This window comes from Klebsiella michiganensis (genome assembly GCF_002925905.1).
Lineage (GTDB): Bacteria > Pseudomonadota > Gammaproteobacteria > Enterobacterales > Enterobacteriaceae > Klebsiella > Klebsiella michiganensis.
Genome location: NZ_PRDB01000008.1, coordinates 202,966 through 220,293, shown reverse-complemented (window position 1 = coordinate 220,293; position 17,328 = coordinate 202,966). Strand labels below are relative to the sequence as shown.

Sequence of the window (17,328 nt, the reverse complement as noted above, 5' to 3'; positions counted from 1 at the left end):
CGTTCTGCGGCGGGTAACCGCCGCCCGTTGAGTGAAGGAGGGCTTCATGGATGCAATTTCCTGGCAGTTACTGATTGAAGGCGCATGGACGACCCTCTGGATTTCGGCCATCGCTATTGCCTTTGGGGTGGTGATTGGCCTGCTAATTGCGCTGGTGCGCATGCTGCGCATTCCGGTTATCGATCAACTGCTGGTGGTCTATATCAGCCTCGCCCGCGCGACGCCGCTGGTCACGCTGGTGCTGTTCCTGTTTCTTTCTCTGCCGACCGTCGGGATTAACCTCGACAAAAACGTAGCAGCGATAGTGGCGCTGACGCTCAATACCTCGGCCTTTAACGCCGAAATCTGGCGCAACGCCTTTCGCACTTTTCCCCGCGAACAGCGGGAAGCGGCGGAGTCGGTCGGGATGCGCCGCTGGGCCTACTTCCGCTACATCATGCTGCCGCAGATGTGGATTGAAAGCCTGCCCGCGCTGGTTAACGAGATGTCGTTCCTGATTAAGGGCAGTCCGGCCATTGCGGTGATTGGCGTGGTGGATTTGACGCGCGTCACTAACCGGATTTCTTCGGTCACCTATGAACCGCTTTCGCCAATCCTGGCGGCGGGTCTGCTGTACGTGGTGATTATTGGCCTGCTGCTGAAACTGCAGGGAATGGCCGAGCGTAAAGCGAAGCGTCTGGCACGATAAATACGGGAGGTGCTATGAATCAGTGGGCCGTTATCTGGTCGGTGCGCGACAGCTTTATTGCCGGTTTACTCGCCACCCTTGAGCTTTTTATTACCGCGGCAATTGCCGGATTAATTATCGGCGTTGTCCTGTGCTATTTAAGCGAATATCAAAAGAAAACCCTTAACCGGCTTATTATTGCCTTTGTCAGCTTAATGCGGGCGATTCCCTTTTTGATCCTCGCCTATTTGCTCTATTACGGGCTGCCGCAAGTGGGTATTAGTATGGAGCCCTGGACCGCCGGCTTAATTGCCTTAATTATCTACCACGGCGCCTATTTCTTTGAGATTTTGCGCAGCCAGCGGCGGGTATTTTCCGGTGGCTATATCGAGGCGGCGGTCGCGCAGGGGTTTTCGCGCTACAAAATATTCCGCCGCATTATTCTGCCCAATATTCTCTCTTCCGCGCTCCCGCTGATGGGGAACCAGCTGATTATCTGCCTGAAAGATACCGCTTTCCTCAGCATTATCACCGTCCAGGAGATAACCGCCGCGGCTAACAGCGTGCAGGCCACCTATTTTATCCCGTTTAACGCTTTTATCGTCGCGATTGGGCTCTACTGGGCGATCAGCATCCTGGTGGAGCTGCTGATTAAACGCCTGAGCGCCTGGGGAGTCAGAAGAGGAATGAGTCATGTCTGATACTACTGCTGTAAGCGTCAAAAACGTCTCTAAACAGTTTGATAACGTGGAAGTTCTGCGTGATATCAACCTGACGGTAGAAAAGGGGACCGTGGTGAGCATTCTCGGCTCGTCGGGGTCGGGTAAATCGACGCTGCTGCGCTGCATGAACTGGCTGGAACAGCCGGATCGCGGCGAGATCCGCATCAGCGGCCAGCGGCTGGGGATTGATGAGCATAATGGCCGCGCGATGTCCCATCGCCAGCTGTCGAAAATCCGCGAGCGGGTTGGCATGGTGTTTCAGAGCTTTAACCTGTGGCCGCACCTGACGGTGCAGCAGAACGTCAGCGAAGCGCTGCTGCACGTGAAGGGGATGAAGCGTGATGAAGCGAAAGCTATCGCCATGCAGCAGCTGGAGAAAGTGGGGATGGCGCATAAAGCCGACGTTTACCCGATTACGCTCTCCGGTGGACAGAAGCAGCGGGTGGCGATTGCCCGTTCGCTGGCGATGTCGCCGGAGGTGATTCTGTTTGATGAGCCGACGTCCGCGCTGGACCCCGAGCTGGTCAATGAGGTGCTGGGTGTGATGAAGGCGCTGGCCGCCGAGGGCTACACGATGGTGGTGGTGACCCACGAGATGGACTTTGCGCGCCAGGTCTCGGATGAGGTGGTGTTTCTTGAGAAGGGGTTGTTGATTGAGAAAGCGCCGCCGGAGAAGTTTTTCACCAACCCGGATTCTGAGCGCGTCAGGCAGTTTTTGCAGAGCAGCCGGTAAGCATCAGCGGCCGTTCTCCCCGGTCGCGCTGCGCTTACCGGGGCTACGGGTTTCCAGCCGTCAGCGGGGAGTAGCCCGGGTAAGGCGTTTACGCCGCGACCCGGGATTTCCGGGCTCGGTGTTGGAGGGTGGCAGATCGAGTAGCCCGGACAGGCGGGTCAAGCGCCGCCTCCGGGGGAGTTTCATGCAGCTACGATATGCCTCTGAAACAACGTGATATGCAGGGGAGTAGCCCGGGTAAGGCGTTTACGCCGCGACCCGGGATTTTCGGGCTCGGTGTTGGAGGGTGGCAGATTGGGTAGCCCGGACAGGCGCGTCAAGCGCCGCTTCCGGGACGGTGTGGTAGGGGTTCCGTTCACCGCTATTTCGCAGAAAATGTCTCACCGTGGTACGTGAACGGGTAAAGGGGGAGAAAACCGTCTCCCCCTTTACAATCCCCGCGGTCCCGCAAAGAAATCGGTGCTGCGCACTGCGCTCACCTCCCGGTCCTCAGCCCGCGGTCGGCTCAACTCGACATCACTGTCTCGATTCGCCTCTGTCCGCCATCCCTGGCGGCCAGCCCTTGTCTTCGATCCTCCGGTTCGCCGATTTCAGCGGGGGCCAGGGCATCGCTGCATAACACGTTGTTTCAGAGACATATCCGTAGCTGCATGAAACATTCCCGGAGGCGGCGCTTACGCGCCTCTCCGCTCTACCAAACCTTAATCCCGATCGATCGCGAACGGCTGCCAGGCCTGACGCACCGGCATCACCTCGACCCGGTTGATATTCATATGGTCCGGCAGCGTGGCGATGTAAAACATTTGTTCGGCAATATCCCGCGCGCTCAGCGGCGTGGTACCGCGATACAGGTTGTCCGACGCCGCCTGGTCGCCTTTGGTGCGCACCAGGGTAAATTCCGTTTCGGCAATACCCGGCGCGAGATCGGTCACGCGCACCCCGGTCCCGAGCAGATCGCAGCGCAGGTTATAGCTGAACTGCTTCACGAAAGCCTTACTGGCGCCGTAGACGTGGCTGCCGGGGTAGGGCCACTGCCCGGCGATAGAGCCGATATTGATGATGCTCGCGCCCGCGCCGTGGTTAATCAGCGTCGGCAGCAGCGCGTGGGTCACGTTGACCAGCCCGGTGACGTTGGTGTCGATCATCGTTTTCCAGTCGTCCAGATCCACTTTCTGCGCGGGCTGCGGCGACAGCGCCAGCCCGGCGTTGTTAATCAGCGTCGTGATATCGGCGAAGCCCGCGGGCAGCGCCGCCACGGCCGCGGCCACCGCATCGCTATCGCGTACGTCGAGTTCGATAATGTGCACCGGCACCTGCGAGGCGAGCTTATCCTGTAACGTCTTCAGCCGCGCAAAACGGCGTCCGCTCAGCACCAGCGACCAGCCCGCATCGGCGAAGACCTGCGCCGCTGCTTCCCCAAATCCCGAGGTCGCCCCGGTAATAAACACCACTTTGCTCGTTGCCATTTCATTCTCCTGTGCAGGTTGTCGCTCCCACTATAAAAACCGCGCGCGCGCGGGCACAGGGCCAGTCGGCGCGCGGCGATGTGACACGGTGTCACATCATTTTCGCCTGACTGGCTCTATCCGTTTCTCCCCCGCACGGCCAATGATGAGGACAACAACAACGACATGAGAGAGGGCAGGGTATGAAGCTGGCACTACAGAACGAGGTAGCGATAAGCAATGATGAAGTTCGGCAGCTGGATCGCGCTTATGTGTTTCATTCATGGTCGATGCAGGGCAATTTACATCCGCTGGTGATCGCCGGGGCAAAAGGCTGCGAGCTGTGGGATTACGAAGGCAATACTTACCTGGATTTCAGCAGCCAGCTGGTCAACGTCAACATTGGCTATCAGCATCCTCGCGTTCTGGCGGCGATGAAAGCCCAGCTGGAAGAGCTGGTGACCATCGCGCCCGCCACCGCCAACCTCGCCCGCGGCGAAGCGGCGAAGCGGATTGTCGAGCTGGCGCCGGAAGGCTTTAGCAAAGTGTTCTTCACCAATGCCGGCGCCGACGCCAACGAGAACGCCATCCGTATGGCGCGGCTCTATACCGGGCGCGATAAAGTGCTCTCCGCCTATCGCTCCTATCACGGCAATACCGGCAGCGCGATTGCCGCCACCGGCGACTGGCGCCGCGTGCCGAATGAGTATTCCCGCGGTCACGTGCACTTCTTTAATCCCTATCTCTACCGCAGCGAATTTAACGCCACGACGGAAGAGGAGGAGTGCCAGCGCGCGCTGGCCCATCTGCGGCGGATGATCGAGTGCGAAGGCCCGAACGCGATAGCCGCGATTCTGCTGGAGTCGATTCCTGGCACCGCCGGGATTCTTGTCCCGCCGGAGGGCTATATGCAGGGCGTGCGGGCGCTGGCCGACGAGTTTGGCATTGTGCTGATCCTCGATGAAGTGATGGCCGGTTTTGGTCGTACCGGGAGCTGGTTCGCCTTCGAGCAAGATGGCGTGGTGCCGGATCTGGTGACTTTCGCCAAAGGGGTTAACGCCGGCTACGTCCCGGCCGGCGGCGTGCTGATTAGCGAGCCAATCGCCCGCTACTTTGATGACCATTTCTTTGCCGGGGGGCTGACCTATTCCGGCCATCCGCTGGCGATGGCGGCGATTGTCGCCACCATTGACGCGATGAAGGAAGAGAAGGTGGTGGAGAACGCGGCGACCATCGGCAACGAGGTGCTGCGTCCGGGGCTGGAAGCGCTGGCGGAGAAGCACGCGATTATCGGCAACGTACGCGGCCGCGGTCTGTTCCAGGCGCTGGAGCTGGTCAGCAGCCGCGAGCGGAAAACTCCGCTGACCGCTGCCGATATGGCGGCCATTAAAGGCGCGTTAACCGAGGCCGGCCTGCTGGCGTTTGTGGTGGAGAACCGCATTCACGTGGTGCCGCCGTGCACCATCAGCGCTGAACAGGTGGCAAAAGGGCTGGCGATTTTTGATGCGGTATTCGCCCGCTTCGCGAGCCTGGCGAAATAAGGGGATGATTTCCCGGGTCGCGGCGTAAACGCCTTACCCGGGCGACCTTCTCGCAAATGGCGGCGAACCCGTAGCCCCGCGAAGCGTAGCGCGAGCGGGGGCGGGTTTTCAGCCTATCCGATGTTCGCCGTTCACCAGCGCTTCGCGGTCAAAGAAGCGCTGAATCACGCCTTCCGCCATAAACGCCGCCCGGTCCGACATATGGGCAATCACATCGGCATCGTGGCTGACCAGCAGATAGGTCATTCCGTGCTCCTGCTTTAGCCGATTGAGCAGATTCAGTATTTCCGCCTGCACCGACATATCCAGCGCCGACGTTGGCTCATCCAGCAGCAGAATCTTTGGCCGCAGCAGCAGCGCGCGAGCAATCGCCACCCGCTGGCGCTGGCCGCCGGAAAGCTGGTGCGGATAGCGGCGCGCGGCGTCGGCAGGCAGCCCCACCTCTTGCAGGGCGGTGGACACCCGATGTTCGATCTCGCCGATAGCGTGAATTTTCAGCGGCTCCGCCAGCGTGCGCCATAGCGTATGATTGGGATGCAGCGAGGCGTACGGGTCCTGAAACACCGTCTGTACGTTGCGCCGCAGCTCGCCCTGAAAACGCGCGCCCGGCGTAATGGCCTTATCGAACAGTTCAACGCGGCCGCGCCAGTCCCGCTGCAGCCCGGCTAATACCCGCAGAATAGTCGATTTTCCGCAGCCGGATGCGCCGATCAGGCTGAACGTTTCTCTCGCGTCAACGGCAAAGCTGGCGGCGGACACCGCGGTTTTTTCGCCAAAAATAACCTGTAAATCCTTGAGATTAACGACCGCCATGCGCCGCCTCCGTCAAGTTCAGGGTTCGGTCGAGGGTCGGCAGCATCTGACCGTAAGTTTGCGAGGCCGGGCGACAGGTCCAGAGCGTACGGGTGTAGGGATGCGTCGCCGTCGGCAGATCTCGCGCCGCCATCTCATCGACCTTTTCCCCTTGATACAGGACCAGCACCCGCTGGCAGTGCTCGGCCACCAGCGGCAGGTCGTGGCTAATCAACAGCATCGCCATCCGCCGCTGTTCGCTCTGCTCTACCAGCAGTTCGAGGATCTGATTGCGCAGCCGGGCATCGAGGGCTGAAGTGGGCTCATCGGCGATCAGCACCTGCGGATTATTGAGCAGCGAAAGGGCAATCATCACCCGCTGGCCCATCCCCCCGGAGAGTTCGCCTGGATAACGGTTGAGCACCGGTAAATCCAGACCGACGGCGGCAACGGCGGCTTTGACCGCCTCCAGCCGCGCGCGGCGGCTAAGGCGCTGATGCAGAGTTAATGCCTCTTCCAGCTGCGCCTGAATGCTTTTTACCGGATTGAGCGCGTAGCGCGGGTCCTGCAGCACCATCGCTATATCGTTGCCGCGTAGCTCGCGCCAGCCGCGTTCGCGAAGGGTTAATGCATCGCGCCCCAGCACGTTGAGCGCCTCGGCGCTGACGACGCCGGGCCGGCGTACCAGCCCCATCAGGGCGCGGGCGGTCATGGATTTACCGGAGCCGGATTCGCCGACCAGCGCCAGCCGCTCGTTGCCGAGCGTGAAGCTTAAATGGTCCACCACTCTGGCGGTGGGATAGTCGATGGTCAATCCCTGAACGATCAGGCGAGTATCAGTCATGTTGCGGCTCCAGAACGTCGCGCAGGCCATCGCCCAGCAGGTTAAACGCCAGGCTGGCGATCAGGATAACGGCGCCAGGGGCGGCGGCGATCCACCACTGGTCGAAAATGACCTGCATGCCGTCGGCGATCATCGCGCCCCATTCCGCCATTGGCGGGCGGGCGCCGAGGCCGAGGAAGCCAAGACCGGCAGCGGCGAGAATAATCCCGGCTAGATCCAGCGCCAGCCGGACGATGGCCGAGGGCAGACAGAGCGGCAGAATATGGCCAATCAGCAGACGCCAGCCGCGAATGCCCATCATCTCCGCCGCCGCCAGATAGTCGCTGTGGCGCAGGCGCTGAATTTCGCTGCGCGCCTGACGGGCGTAAGCGGGCCAGGTCGTCAGCGCCAGCGCCAGGGCGCCGTTCACCAGGCCCGGGCCGAGCATCGCGACAAACGCGAAGGCCAGAATCAGCCGCGGCATCGACATTACCACGTCGGTAAAACGCATCAGCACGCGTTCCAGCCAGCCGCCGTAATAGCCGGACAGGATCCCCACCAGCAGACCGGCGGGGAGCGTAATCGCCGTCACCAGCGCGACCAGCCCCAGCGCCGGACGGGTGCCGAAAATCAGCCTTGAGAGAAGATCGCGGCCGTAGCTGTCGGTGCCGAGCCAGTGCTGCGCGCCCGGACCCTGCAGCCGCGCGGCGGCGTCCTGCCAGTTCGGGTCGAGCGGAGCCAGCCAGGGCGCAAAGAGCGCAGTCAGCAGGAGTAACGTAATGATGATCAGACCGCAAAAGGCGGCGGGAGAACGGCGCAGGCGGCGTAAAAACAGATAGCCCGGCATCAGCGTATCCTCGGGTCGGTCAGCCGCACCAGCAGGTCGGTGAGGTTATTAATCAGCACAAAGCTCGCGCCGATCAGCAGAGTACCGCCCATAATCGCCGTGGTATCGCCGGCAAAGAGCGCGGTGGTCAGATAGCGGCCAATTCCCGGCCAGGAGAAGACGGTTTCGGTCAACACCGCGCCTTCCAGCATGGAGGTCCAGGTGAGGGCGGTCACCGTCAGCAGGGTGCCGCGGATATTGGGCAGGACGTGACGCAGTAGAATCGTCATCTCACCGGCCCCTTTGGCGCGCGCCAGCAGGATGTACTCTTTGTTCATTTCGCTCAGGCAGGCGGAACGGGTCAGGCGAGTGATGCTCGCCAGAGAATAATAGGCCAGCAGCAGCACCGGCAGCAGCAGATGCCCGGCGGCGTTTTTAACCGCCTCTTTATCACCCGAGAGCCAGGTATCAATGAGCGCAAAGCCGGTGCGCGGTTCGACGGTGTACTGATAGATATCGTCCAGCCGCCCCGGCCCCGGCGTCCACTGCAGTTTGGCGTAAAACAGCGCCAGCATCAGCAGACCGAGCCAGAAGATCGGCACCGAGTTGCCGAGCAGCGTAAAGGTGCGCATCGCCAGATCCCACGGCGAGCCGACGTAGCGGGCGCAGAGAACGCCTGCGATAACGCCCGACAGCGCGCCGATAATCAACGCCAGCGTGGCCAGTTCGAGGGTGGCCGGGAACGCGGCAAGCAGGTCGTGCAGCACCGGCTGGCCGGTTGAGCTGGCGATACCGAGATCGCCGTGGGCGAGATTCACCAGATAGCGCCAGAACTGCAGCGGCAACGGCTGGTCGAGGCCGAGCTGGTGACGTACCTGATCATAGGTGGACTGACTGGCGTGGTCGCCGACGATTTGCAGCACCCGATCAACCGGCGACAGCGCCGAGAGCGCAAAGGTCACCAGCAGCAGGCCGAGCAGCGTCAGGGCCAGCGTCAGCAGTCCCTGAAACAGTGCGAGCAGGGGGCGTTTTGCGCGCCGCTCTGCTCGGGGGGGTAACACAGCAGACATGGTTATTCCGTTGGTAAAAAGTACAGTGTTATCAGCTGGCGCGATCTGTTGTTGTAGCCCGGTCAGCGCAGCGCCACCGGGAAAACATAAGGTATCGGGGCCTGCGTTCCCGGAGGCGGCGCGTTGCGCCTGTCCGGGCTACCCGATCGTACCTGCCCCAGGCGTTATTTGGTTACCCGGTCATACCAGACCATATCGGCATTGAGACCCTGCTGATAACCTTTCACGTTATCGCGAACCACAATCTGGGTTTTACCCTGATCGATAAACACGTAAGGCGAACTGCGCTGCAGCGCCTCCTGCATATTTTTATACAGATCCAGGCGCTTCGCTGAGTCCGGCTCGGCGACTGCCGCCAGGGTCGCTTTATTCAGCTCCGGGATCTGCCAGCCGTTTAGCCCGGCGACGGTACTGGATTTACCGTCGTTGTACGCAAAGGCGCTGGCGTTAGAGTGGGCATCGAAATAGTCAGGGATCCACAGCCGAATCGCCGCCTGATGCTGTTTGGCGCGCACGCGAGCATAGACCTGACTACCCGCGGCCGGCAGCAAATCCACCTTCACGCCGCCCTGGGCGAAGCTCGCCTGCATCGACTGGGCGATGGTGATAAACGGCGGCTTGTTTTCGACGTCGAGGGTGAAATGCGCCTCTTTGATGCCGGCTTTAGCGAGGATATCTTTGGCTTTTTGCGGGTTGAATGTAAATGGGTTATTGTCCAGCGCGCCCGGCAGGCCGACCGGCAGGAAGCTCTGATGGACGAAATATTGCCCCTTCAGCAAATCTTTCGTGATGCCGTTGTAATCCACCAGCCAGCGCGCCGCTTCCCAGAAGGCCGGGTTTTTCAGCAGCGGGTTGGCGCTGTTGCCGGTATTAAAGACCAGATAGTTCTGCTCAGCGGAAGGGATGCTGAGGACCTTGACGCCCGGTTTACCCTGTAGAGCCGCAATCTGGTCGGCGCCGAGATCGCGCGCCACGTCGGCATCACCCTGCTGGATGAGAAGACGACGTGAGGCCGGGTCCGGAACGTTCTTAATAATGATGCTTTTCAGCTTCGGCGCGCCGCCGGGTGCGCTGCTGTTGGCCTCCAGCACGATGGCCTGATGCGGCTGATAGACCCGCATTTTATACGCGCCGCTGCCCGCCGAGTGCATTTTCAGCCAGCCGTTACCGAAGTCGTTATCTTTGGCGTTCGGGGCGACCTGTTTCTCATCGACGATAGAGGCGATCGGCGTGGAGAGAATATTCAGCGCCACCGCCGGGCTGACGTCGGCGATCCAGCGGAGCTCCAGGGTATGGTCGTCTACCTTCTTCAGCTGGCTGGCGATGTTATCCGGCTGCCAGCCGAGGACGTTAAGAATAAACGCCGGCGATTTGTTCAGGATGACCGCGCGGGTGTACGAGTAAATGACATCTTCCGGGCGCAGCGGGTTACCGGAGGCGAATTTGGCGTCGGGCTTTAGCTTAATGGTCAGGGTTTTCGCCGCCGGATCGGCCTGCCAGCTTTCGGCCAGGATCGGGGTGATTTTTTCAGGGTTATCGCGGTCCGGCTGCACCAGACGCTGATAAAGGCTCGGTACCGTCTGGATGCTGGAGAGTTCGTTGGCTTCCGCCGGGTCGAGGCTGACGATATCGTCGAGGCCCTGCGCGACCACCAGGGTCCCCGGCGGCGTGGCGGCGTCAACGGCGGCGGATAACGCGGCGAGCACCAGCAGCGGCAGCAGTTTTTTAGTCATATGCGATCCCTGAAAAAAGTTATTGTGATTATTGATGTTTCGCTACGTTAGGCCGCTTAATTACGGGCGTAAAGTCAAAGATCGGCTAAGTTTATGCTTAAAAAGCATAAGCAAGACCAAGGGGTTATGACGATCGATCGTACCGGGCATCTTCCGGCCATTCGCCTTTCTTGATATAACAATTTGATAACACTACGGGAGAGATAAGCGTGCCGGAAATTAATGAATTTGGTCAGCAGGTCAACGATCGCGTGCCAGGGTGGCAGGGCGCGGGACTTCTGCGCCGCACGGCGTTAAATGGCCGCTTTTGCCGGCTGGAGCCGCTGGATACCGAGCGGCACGCGGCGGATCTGTTTGCCGCCTATGCCCTCGGCGACGACAGCGACTGGACCTGGCTTGCCAGTACCTGCCCACAGAGCGTGGAGTCAACGGCGAACTGGATCACCGGTAAGGTTATGGACGACGGGCTGGTGCCGTATGCGGTTATCGATTTGCGCGCCGAGCGGGCCGTCGGGCTGGTCAGCTATATGGCGATTGAGCGGGCGATGGGCACGGTGGAGATAGGGCACGTCACCTGGTCGCGGGCGATGAAAAATACGCCGCTCGGGACCGAGGCGGTGTGGCTGCTGCTGCAAAATGGTTTTGCTCACGGCTATCGTCGGCTGGAGTGGAAGTGCGATTCGATGAATCTTGCCTCCCGCCGCGCCGCCGACCGGCTGGGATTCACCTGGGAGGGGCGTCTTCGTCAGAGGATGGTGCGCAAAGGACGCACCCGCGATAGCGATATGCTGTCGATTATCGATAGCGAATGGCCCGCGCGCGACGCGGCGCTGCGGGCGTGGCTGGCGCCGGAGAACTTTGATGCTGATGGACGGCAGCTAAAGCGGCTGGAAGATTTTCGCTAGTTTTTCCTCACCCTAACCCTCTCCCGCAGGGAGAGGGTTAGGGTGCTTACTCTTACCGGCGAACCGGCGCGCCGTTCGCCACGTAATACGCCGCGGTGCTCTTCGGCAGCGGCTGACGGCCGCGAATGGAGTCAGCCATTTTTTCGCCAATCATGATGGTGGTCGCGTTAAGGTTGCCGGTAATAATCTGCGGCATAATCGAGGCGTCGACCACGCGCAGGCCTTCCAGCCCGTGAACCCGACCTTCGCCATCCACCACCGCCATCTCGTCGTAGCCCATTTTACAGGTGCCGCACGGATGGAAGGCTGTTTCCGCATGATTGCGCACAAACTCATCCAGCTCGGCATCGCTCTGGCACTCCGCCCCCGGACTGATCTCCCGGCCGCGATAGTTATCCAGCGCCGGCTGATGCATGATTTCGCGGGTAATGCGAATCGCGTCGCGGAACTCCTGCCAGTCTTGTTCGCTGGACATATAGTTAAACAGAATCGCCGGATGTTCGTGCGGGTCGCGCGACTTCAGACGCACGTGGCCGCGGCTTGGGGAGCGCATGGAGCCGACGTGGCACTGGAAGCCGTGCTCTTTCACCGCGTTTGAGCCGTTGTAGTTAATCGCGACCGGCAGGAAGTGGTACTGAATATTCGGCCACGCAAAGGCTTCCCGGCTGCGAATAAATCCGCCCGCTTCAAACTGGTTGCTGGCGCCGATGCCGGTTCCGCCGAACAGCCATTCGGCGCCGATTTTCGGCTGGTTCCACCACTGCAGCGCCGGGTAGAGCGACACCGGCTCTTTACATTCGTACTGCAGATACATCTCCAGATGATCCTGCAGGTTCTCGCCGACGCCGGGCAGGGCGTGAACCAGCGGAATATCGAACTGGCGCAACAGTTCCGGGCTGCCGACGCCGGAGCGCTGCAGGATTTGCGGCGAAGCGATGGCGCCCGCGCAGAGCAGCACTTCTTTATTGGCGGTCGCTTTCGACGGCGCGGTGCTGTCGCCCTCCAGCCACTCGACGCCGACGGCGCGCTTGCCGGCAAAAATAATATGATCGGTCAGCGCATGGGTGCGAATGGTCAGATTAGGACGCGCGCGCGCCTGGTCGAGATAGCCGCGCGCGGTACTGGCGCGGCGTCCCTGCGGCGTCACGGTACGATCCATGGGGCCAAACCCTTCCTGCTGGTAGCCGTTAAGATCGTCGGTGCGCGGGTAGCCGGCCTGTACGCCGGCTTCAATCATCGCGTGGAACAGCGGATTGTTGCCCTGCTTTGGCGTGGTGACGCTGACCGGGCCGTCGCCGCCGTGGTAGTCGTTGGGGCCAATATCGCGGGTTTCCGCTTTGCGGTAGTAGGGCAGGCAGTCGAGGTAGCTCCAGTGCTCAAGCCCCGGCGCCGAGGCCCAGTTATCGAGATCCATAGCGTTGCCGCGAATATAGCACATGCCGTTGATTAACGAGGATCCGCCGAGGCCTTTCCCGCGTCCGCACTCCATGCGGCGATGGTTCATATGCGGTTCAGGCTCGGTCTCGTAGGCCCAGTTATAGCGCCGACCCTGTAGAGGAAAGGCCAGCGCGGCGGGCATCTGGGTGCGGAAGTCGAAACGGTAATCCGGGCCGCCCGCTTCCAGCAGCAGGACGGTGGTCTGGGGATCTTCCGTCAGTCGTGTAGCCAGTACGTTGCCGGCGGAACCGGCACCAATAATAATGTAGTCAAACTGCAAAAATGACCTCCTGGTTAAAATATGGATTGAAACTGACCCATCTCAACCTGGATGGATTTTATCTGGGTGTAGCTGTGCAGCGTCTGCACGCCGTTTTCGCGGCCAATCCCGGAGTGCTTGTAGCCGCCGACCGGCATCTCCGCCGGGGATTCGCCCCAGGTGTTGATCCAGCAGATCCCGGCCTCCAGCCGATGAATCAGGCGATGGGCGCGGTTTAAATCCGGCGTGACGACGCCGGCGGCGAGGCCGTATTCGGTGGCGTTGGCGCGGCGAACCGCTTCTTCCTCATCGTCGTAGCTCAGAATCGACATCACCGGGCCGAAGATCTCTTCGCGGACGATGGTCATCTGGTCATCGCAGTCGGTAAACACCGTCGGGGCGACCCACGCGCCGCGGTCGAAGCCTTCGCCTTTCAGCACCTCGCCGCCGCAGAGCAGGCGCGCGCCTTCTTGCTTGCCGATCGCGATGTAGCGCAGCACGTTATCGCGGTGCGGGAAGCTCACCAGCGGCCCGAAGTTGGTGCTTTCAGCAAACAGATCGCCAGGGCGGATACGCGCCACGCGAGCGAGGATTTTCTCTTCAAACGCCGCCTTCAGGCGCGCCGGAACGAATACCCGGGTGCCGTTGGTGCAGACCTGTCCTGAGCTATAGAAGTTAGCCATCATCGCGATGTCGGCGGCGAGGTCGAGGTTGGCGTCTTCGCAGACGATCAGCGGCGATTTACCGCCCAGCTCCATGGTGACTTCCTTCAGCGAGGAGGCGGCGGAGTTGGCCATCACTTTTTTGCCGCTGGCGACGCCGCCGGTAAAGGAGATTTTGGCGATGTCCGGGTGCTCGGTGAGATACTGGCCGGTTTCGGCGCCCGTGCCCGGCAGCACGTTAAATACCCCCGCCGGCAGTCCCGCCTCGCGGTAAATTTCCGCCAGCTTCAGGGCGGTGAGCGGGGTGACTTCACTCGGCTTAAAGATCATCGCGTTACCGGCCGCCAGCGCCGGGGCTGATTTCCACAAGGCGATCTGGATCGGGTAGTTCCAGGCGCCGATCCCGGCGACGACGCCCAGCGGTTCCCGGCGGGTGTAGGCGAATGAACTATCGCGCAGCGGGATCTGGCTCCCTTCCAGCGCCGGGATCAGGCCCGCGTAGTACTCCAGCACATCGGCGCCGGTGACGATATCGACGGCGGCGGTTTCGCTCAGCGGTTTGCCGGTATCGAGAGTCTCCAGACGCGCCAGTTCATCGTTGCGATCGCGCAGAATATCGACCGCTTTACGCAGAATGCGCGAACGTTCCATGGCGCTCATCGCCGCCCAGATTTTTTGCCCTTTTTGGGCGCTCTTTACCGCCCGGTCGACGTCTTCGCGGCCGGCGGCCTGGACGGTCGCCAGCACTTCCCCGCTGGCGGGGTTAATCGTCTCGAAGGTTTTACCGCTGGTGGCGGAAACATAACCACCGTCGATGTAAAGCTGCTGTTCGGCCATTCGGGACATGGGTCCTCCATTAGTGAGAAGTCGGTGGCAGATATTTGCTGATGAAGTGCTCGGCGAGCGTTTCGGCGCGGGCTTTATCCAGCGGTTTACCGCTCAGCGCCGCGCGTAGCCACAGCCCGTCGATCAGCGCGGCGAGACCGTATCCGGCCTCCTGCGCCTCTTCGCGCGGCAGGGCGCGCTGAAACTCATAGACGATATTCGACAGCAGTCGCCGGCTGCTGACCTGCTGCAGGCGATAGAGCATCGGCTGATGCATGCTGCTGGCCCAAAAGGCGAGCCAGGCCTTCATTGCCGCGCTGCTTATCTGGCTGTCGTCGAAGTTTCCCGCCACGATGGCGCGCAGGCGTTCCTGCGGGCCGGCGCCGGGCAGGGCGTGCAGACGGCCCAACACCGCCTGGCGCAGCTGGCCGGTGATATCGCGCATCGTCGCTTCCAGCAGCCCGTTCTTATCCTTGAAATAGTGGCTGATGATGCCGGTTGATACGCCAGCCCTCCGGGCGATCTGCGCGATGGTGGCATCGTGCATTCCCACTTCATTGATGGCGGCCAGGGTGGCGTCAATCAGCTGCCGCTGCCGTATCGGTTGCATCCCCAGTTTGGGCATTTCTCAGACTCCATTCATCAGCTTTGTTTATCTATTAAAGCGGTTTTTGATTGGACGTTCAATATAAAATGTGTCTTAATTGTTGCCGATTTTGGTTCTAATAGTTGCAAAAACAGTAAGGAGAATGGATGACAGACCTTTCGCCGAGCAGAGAAAAGGACAAAATCAATCCGGTGGTTTTTTACACTTCCGCCGGACTGATTTTGTTGTTTTCCCTGATGACTCTCTTCTTCAGCGATTTTTCCGCGGCCTGGATTGGCCGTACCCTGAACTGGGTTTCCCGCACCTTTGGCTGGTACTATTTGCTCGCCGCGACGCTGTATATCGTGTTTGTCGTGTGCATCGCCTGCTCGCGTTTCGGTTCGGTGAAGCTCGGGCCGGAACATTCGAAGCCGGAATTTAGCGTGCTCAGCTGGGCGGCAATGCTGTTCGCCGCCGGTATCGGTATCGACCTGATGTTCTTCTCCGTCGCCGAACCGGTGACCCAGTATATGCAGCCGCCGGAAGGGGCGGGGCAGACCATGGAGGCGGCGCGCCAGGCGATGGTGTGGACGCTGTTTCACTACGGGCTGACCGGCTGGTCGATGTATGCCCTGATGGGGATGGCGCTGGGATACTTTAGCTATCGTTATAATTTACCCCTGACCATCCGCTCCGCGCTCTATCCGATCTTCGGCAAAAAGATTAATGGCCCAATCGGCCACAGCGTGGATATCGCCGCCGTTATCGGCACCATTTTTGGTATTGCCACCACGCTCGGGATTGGCGTGGTGCAGCTAAACTACGGCCTCAACGTGCTGTTTGATATTCCGGACTCGCTGGGCGCGAAAGCGGCGCTGATCGTGCTGTCGGTCATTATCGCCACCATCTCCGTGACCTCCGGGGTGGATAAAGGCATTCGTATTCTTTCCGAGCTTAACGTGGTGCTGGCCCTCGGGCTGATCCTGTTTGTCCTGTTTATGGGCGACACCGAGTTTCTGCTCAACGCGCTGGTGCTCAACGTTGGCGACTATGTGAATCGTTTTATGGGCATGACCCTGAACAGCTTCGCCTTCGATCGTCCGGTAGAGTGGATGAACAACTGGACCCTGTTCTTCTGGGCGTGGTGGGTGGCGTGGTCGCCGTTTGTCGGCCTGTTCCTGGCGCGTATTTCACGTGGACGCACCATTCGTCAGTTTGTGGTAGGAACGCTGATTATCCCGTTCACCTTTACCCTGCTGTGGCTGTCGGTGTTCGGCAATAGCGCGCTGTATGAAATCATCCACGGCAATGCGGCCTTCGCCGCCGAGGCGGTCGCCCACCCGGAGCGCGGCTTCTATAACCTGCTGGCGCAGTATCCGGCGTTTACCTTTAGCGCTTCGGTGGCGACGATTACCGGCCTGCTGTTCTATGTGACCTCCGCGGATTCCGGGGCGCTGGTGCTGGGTAACTTCACCTCGAAGCTGAAGGATATCAACAGCGATGCGCCAAACTGGCTGCGGATCTTCTGGTCGGTGGTTATCGGCCTGCTGACCCTCGGGATGCTGATGACTAACGGCATTTCCGCCCTGCAGAACGCGACGGTGATTATGGGGCTGCCGTTTAGCTTCGTGATCTTCTTCGTGATGGCGGGATTGTACAAGTCGCTGAAGGTTGAGGATTATCGCCGCGAGAGCGCCAACCGCGACACCGCCCCGCGACCGCTCGGCGTGCAGGATCGCCTGAGCTGGAAGAAGCGCCTGTCGCGGCTGATGAACTATCCCGGCACGCGCTATACCCGCCAGATGATGGAGACGGTGTGCTTCCCGGCGATGGAAGAGGTGGCTCAGGAGCTGAAGCTGCGCGGCGCTTACGTCGAGCTGAAAAGCCTGCCGCCGGAAGAGGGAGACAGCCTTGGCCATCTTGACCTGCTGGTGCATATGGGCGACGAGCAGAACTTTGTTTATCAGATCTGGCCGCAGCAGTACTCCATTCCCGGCTTTACCTACCGGGCGCGCAGCGGGAAGTCGACCTACTATCGTCTGGAGACCTTCCTGCTGGAAGGGAGTCAGGGCAACGACCTGATGGACTACAGCAAAGAGCAGGTCATTACCGATATTCTTGACCAGTACGAGCGTCATTTGAACTTTATCCATCTGCATCGCGAAGCGCCGGGCAACAGCGTGACCTTCCCCGGAATGTAGGCTATCTAAACGTTTTCTGAAAAAGGATTGCGGCTGGTTAAATATACAGTGAATTGCGCAGGGAAGCGTATGATGGCGGCGGGTGCCTGAGGCTTTCTGCG

General features: G+C 60.5%; 15 protein-coding genes. 6 read left to right on the top strand and 9 right to left on the bottom strand.

From position 1 onward, the window contains the following. The first annotated feature begins 46 nt into the window (after window positions 1–46). The 3 genes from CDA56_RS18115 to CDA56_RS18105 are packed head-to-tail and all read left to right on the top strand — an operon-like array spanning window position 47 to window position 2,122. A complete protein-coding gene (locus CDA56_RS18115; protein ID WP_004100025.1) occupies window positions 47–688 on the top strand; it encodes an amino acid ABC transporter permease in 642 nt (213 codons plus the stop codon). Window positions 689–702: 14 nt separating this feature from the next. Continuing rightward, window positions 703–1,368: an amino acid ABC transporter permease gene (locus CDA56_RS18110; RefSeq protein WP_025107058.1), complete on the top strand. Its 666-nt coding sequence runs from the start codon at window positions 703–705 to the stop codon at window positions 1,366–1,368. Further along, on the top strand, window positions 1,361–2,122 hold the full coding sequence (locus CDA56_RS18105) for an amino acid ABC transporter ATP-binding protein (RefSeq protein ID WP_014228328.1): 762 nt from the start codon (window positions 1,361–1,363) through the stop codon (window positions 2,120–2,122). Before CDA56_RS18110 ends, CDA56_RS18105 begins: the two co-directional genes overlap by 8 nt. Window positions 2,123–2,823: 701 nt before the next feature. Here CDA56_RS18105 and CDA56_RS18095 read toward each other — a convergent pair. After that, window positions 2,824–3,588: an SDR family NAD(P)-dependent oxidoreductase gene (locus CDA56_RS18095; RefSeq protein WP_014228329.1), complete on the bottom strand. Its 765-nt coding sequence runs from the start codon at window positions 3,586–3,588 to the stop codon at window positions 2,824–2,826. 182 nt (window positions 3,589–3,770) lie between these two features. On the opposite strand from CDA56_RS18095, the gene CDA56_RS18090 reads away from it, so the two are divergent. Beyond that, complete coding sequence (locus CDA56_RS18090; protein ID WP_038424195.1) at window positions 3,771–5,108, top strand: aspartate aminotransferase family protein; 1,338 nt, start codon at window positions 3,771–3,773, stop codon at window positions 5,106–5,108. 108 nt (window positions 5,109–5,216) lie between these two features. On the opposite strand, the gene CDA56_RS18085 is transcribed toward CDA56_RS18090, so the two are convergent. The 5 genes from CDA56_RS18085 to CDA56_RS18065 form a co-directional block, all read right to left on the bottom strand. Continuing rightward, complete coding sequence (locus tag CDA56_RS18085) at window positions 5,217–5,921, bottom strand: ABC transporter ATP-binding protein (RefSeq protein WP_103814598.1); 705 nt, start codon at window positions 5,919–5,921, stop codon at window positions 5,217–5,219. Further along, window positions 5,908–6,744, bottom strand: a complete 837-nt coding sequence (locus CDA56_RS18080) for an ABC transporter ATP-binding protein (RefSeq protein WP_103814596.1) — start codon at window positions 6,742–6,744, stop codon at window positions 5,908–5,910. The genes CDA56_RS18085 and CDA56_RS18080 overlap by 14 nt, the downstream gene beginning before the upstream one ends. After that, window positions 6,737–7,570, bottom strand: coding sequence for an ABC transporter permease (locus CDA56_RS18075; protein WP_064375715.1), 834 nt, complete (start codon window positions 7,568–7,570; stop codon window positions 6,737–6,739). Before CDA56_RS18075 ends, CDA56_RS18080 begins: the two co-directional genes overlap by 8 nt. Further along, window positions 7,570–8,619, bottom strand: coding sequence for an ABC transporter permease (locus tag CDA56_RS18070; protein WP_227633041.1), 1,050 nt, complete (start codon window positions 8,617–8,619; stop codon window positions 7,570–7,572). The genes CDA56_RS18075 and CDA56_RS18070 overlap by 1 nt, the downstream gene beginning before the upstream one ends. Before the next feature lie 164 nt (window positions 8,620–8,783). Beyond that, entirely contained in the window at window positions 8,784–10,352 is a 1,569-nt protein-coding gene (locus tag CDA56_RS18065; RefSeq protein WP_103814594.1) for an ABC transporter substrate-binding protein, read from the bottom strand. Window positions 10,353–10,561: 209 nt separating this feature from the next. On the opposite strand from CDA56_RS18065, the gene CDA56_RS18060 reads away from it, so the two are divergent. Beyond that, complete coding sequence (locus CDA56_RS18060; RefSeq protein ID WP_014228336.1) at window positions 10,562–11,257, top strand: GNAT family N-acetyltransferase; 696 nt, start codon at window positions 10,562–10,564, stop codon at window positions 11,255–11,257. A 52-nt stretch (window positions 11,258–11,309) separates the two neighbouring features. On the opposite strand, the gene betA is transcribed toward CDA56_RS18060, so the two are convergent. From betA to betI, 3 genes are read right to left on the bottom strand one after another with little or no spacing between them, the layout of a single operon-like run. Beyond that, on the bottom strand, window positions 11,310–12,974 hold the full coding sequence (gene betA, locus CDA56_RS18055; protein WP_103814592.1) for a choline dehydrogenase: 1,665 nt from the start codon (window positions 12,972–12,974) through the stop codon (window positions 11,310–11,312). A gap of 14 nt (window positions 12,975–12,988) precedes the next feature. Continuing rightward, window positions 12,989–14,461: a betaine-aldehyde dehydrogenase gene (betB, locus tag CDA56_RS18050; RefSeq protein ID WP_064358086.1), complete on the bottom strand. Its 1,473-nt coding sequence runs from the start codon at window positions 14,459–14,461 to the stop codon at window positions 12,989–12,991. Between the two features lie 10 nt (window positions 14,462–14,471). Continuing rightward, window positions 14,472–15,065 (bottom strand): transcriptional regulator BetI, encoded by a 594-nt coding sequence (gene betI / locus CDA56_RS18045; protein ID WP_014228339.1) that lies wholly within the window; start codon window positions 15,063–15,065, stop codon window positions 14,472–14,474. 128 nt (window positions 15,066–15,193) lie between these two features. On the opposite strand from betI, the gene betT reads away from it, so the two are divergent. After that, window positions 15,194–17,227, top strand: coding sequence for a choline BCCT transporter BetT (gene betT, locus CDA56_RS18035; RefSeq protein ID WP_025107047.1), 2,034 nt, complete (start codon window positions 15,194–15,196; stop codon window positions 17,225–17,227). Window positions 17,228–17,328 lie beyond the last annotated feature (101 nt).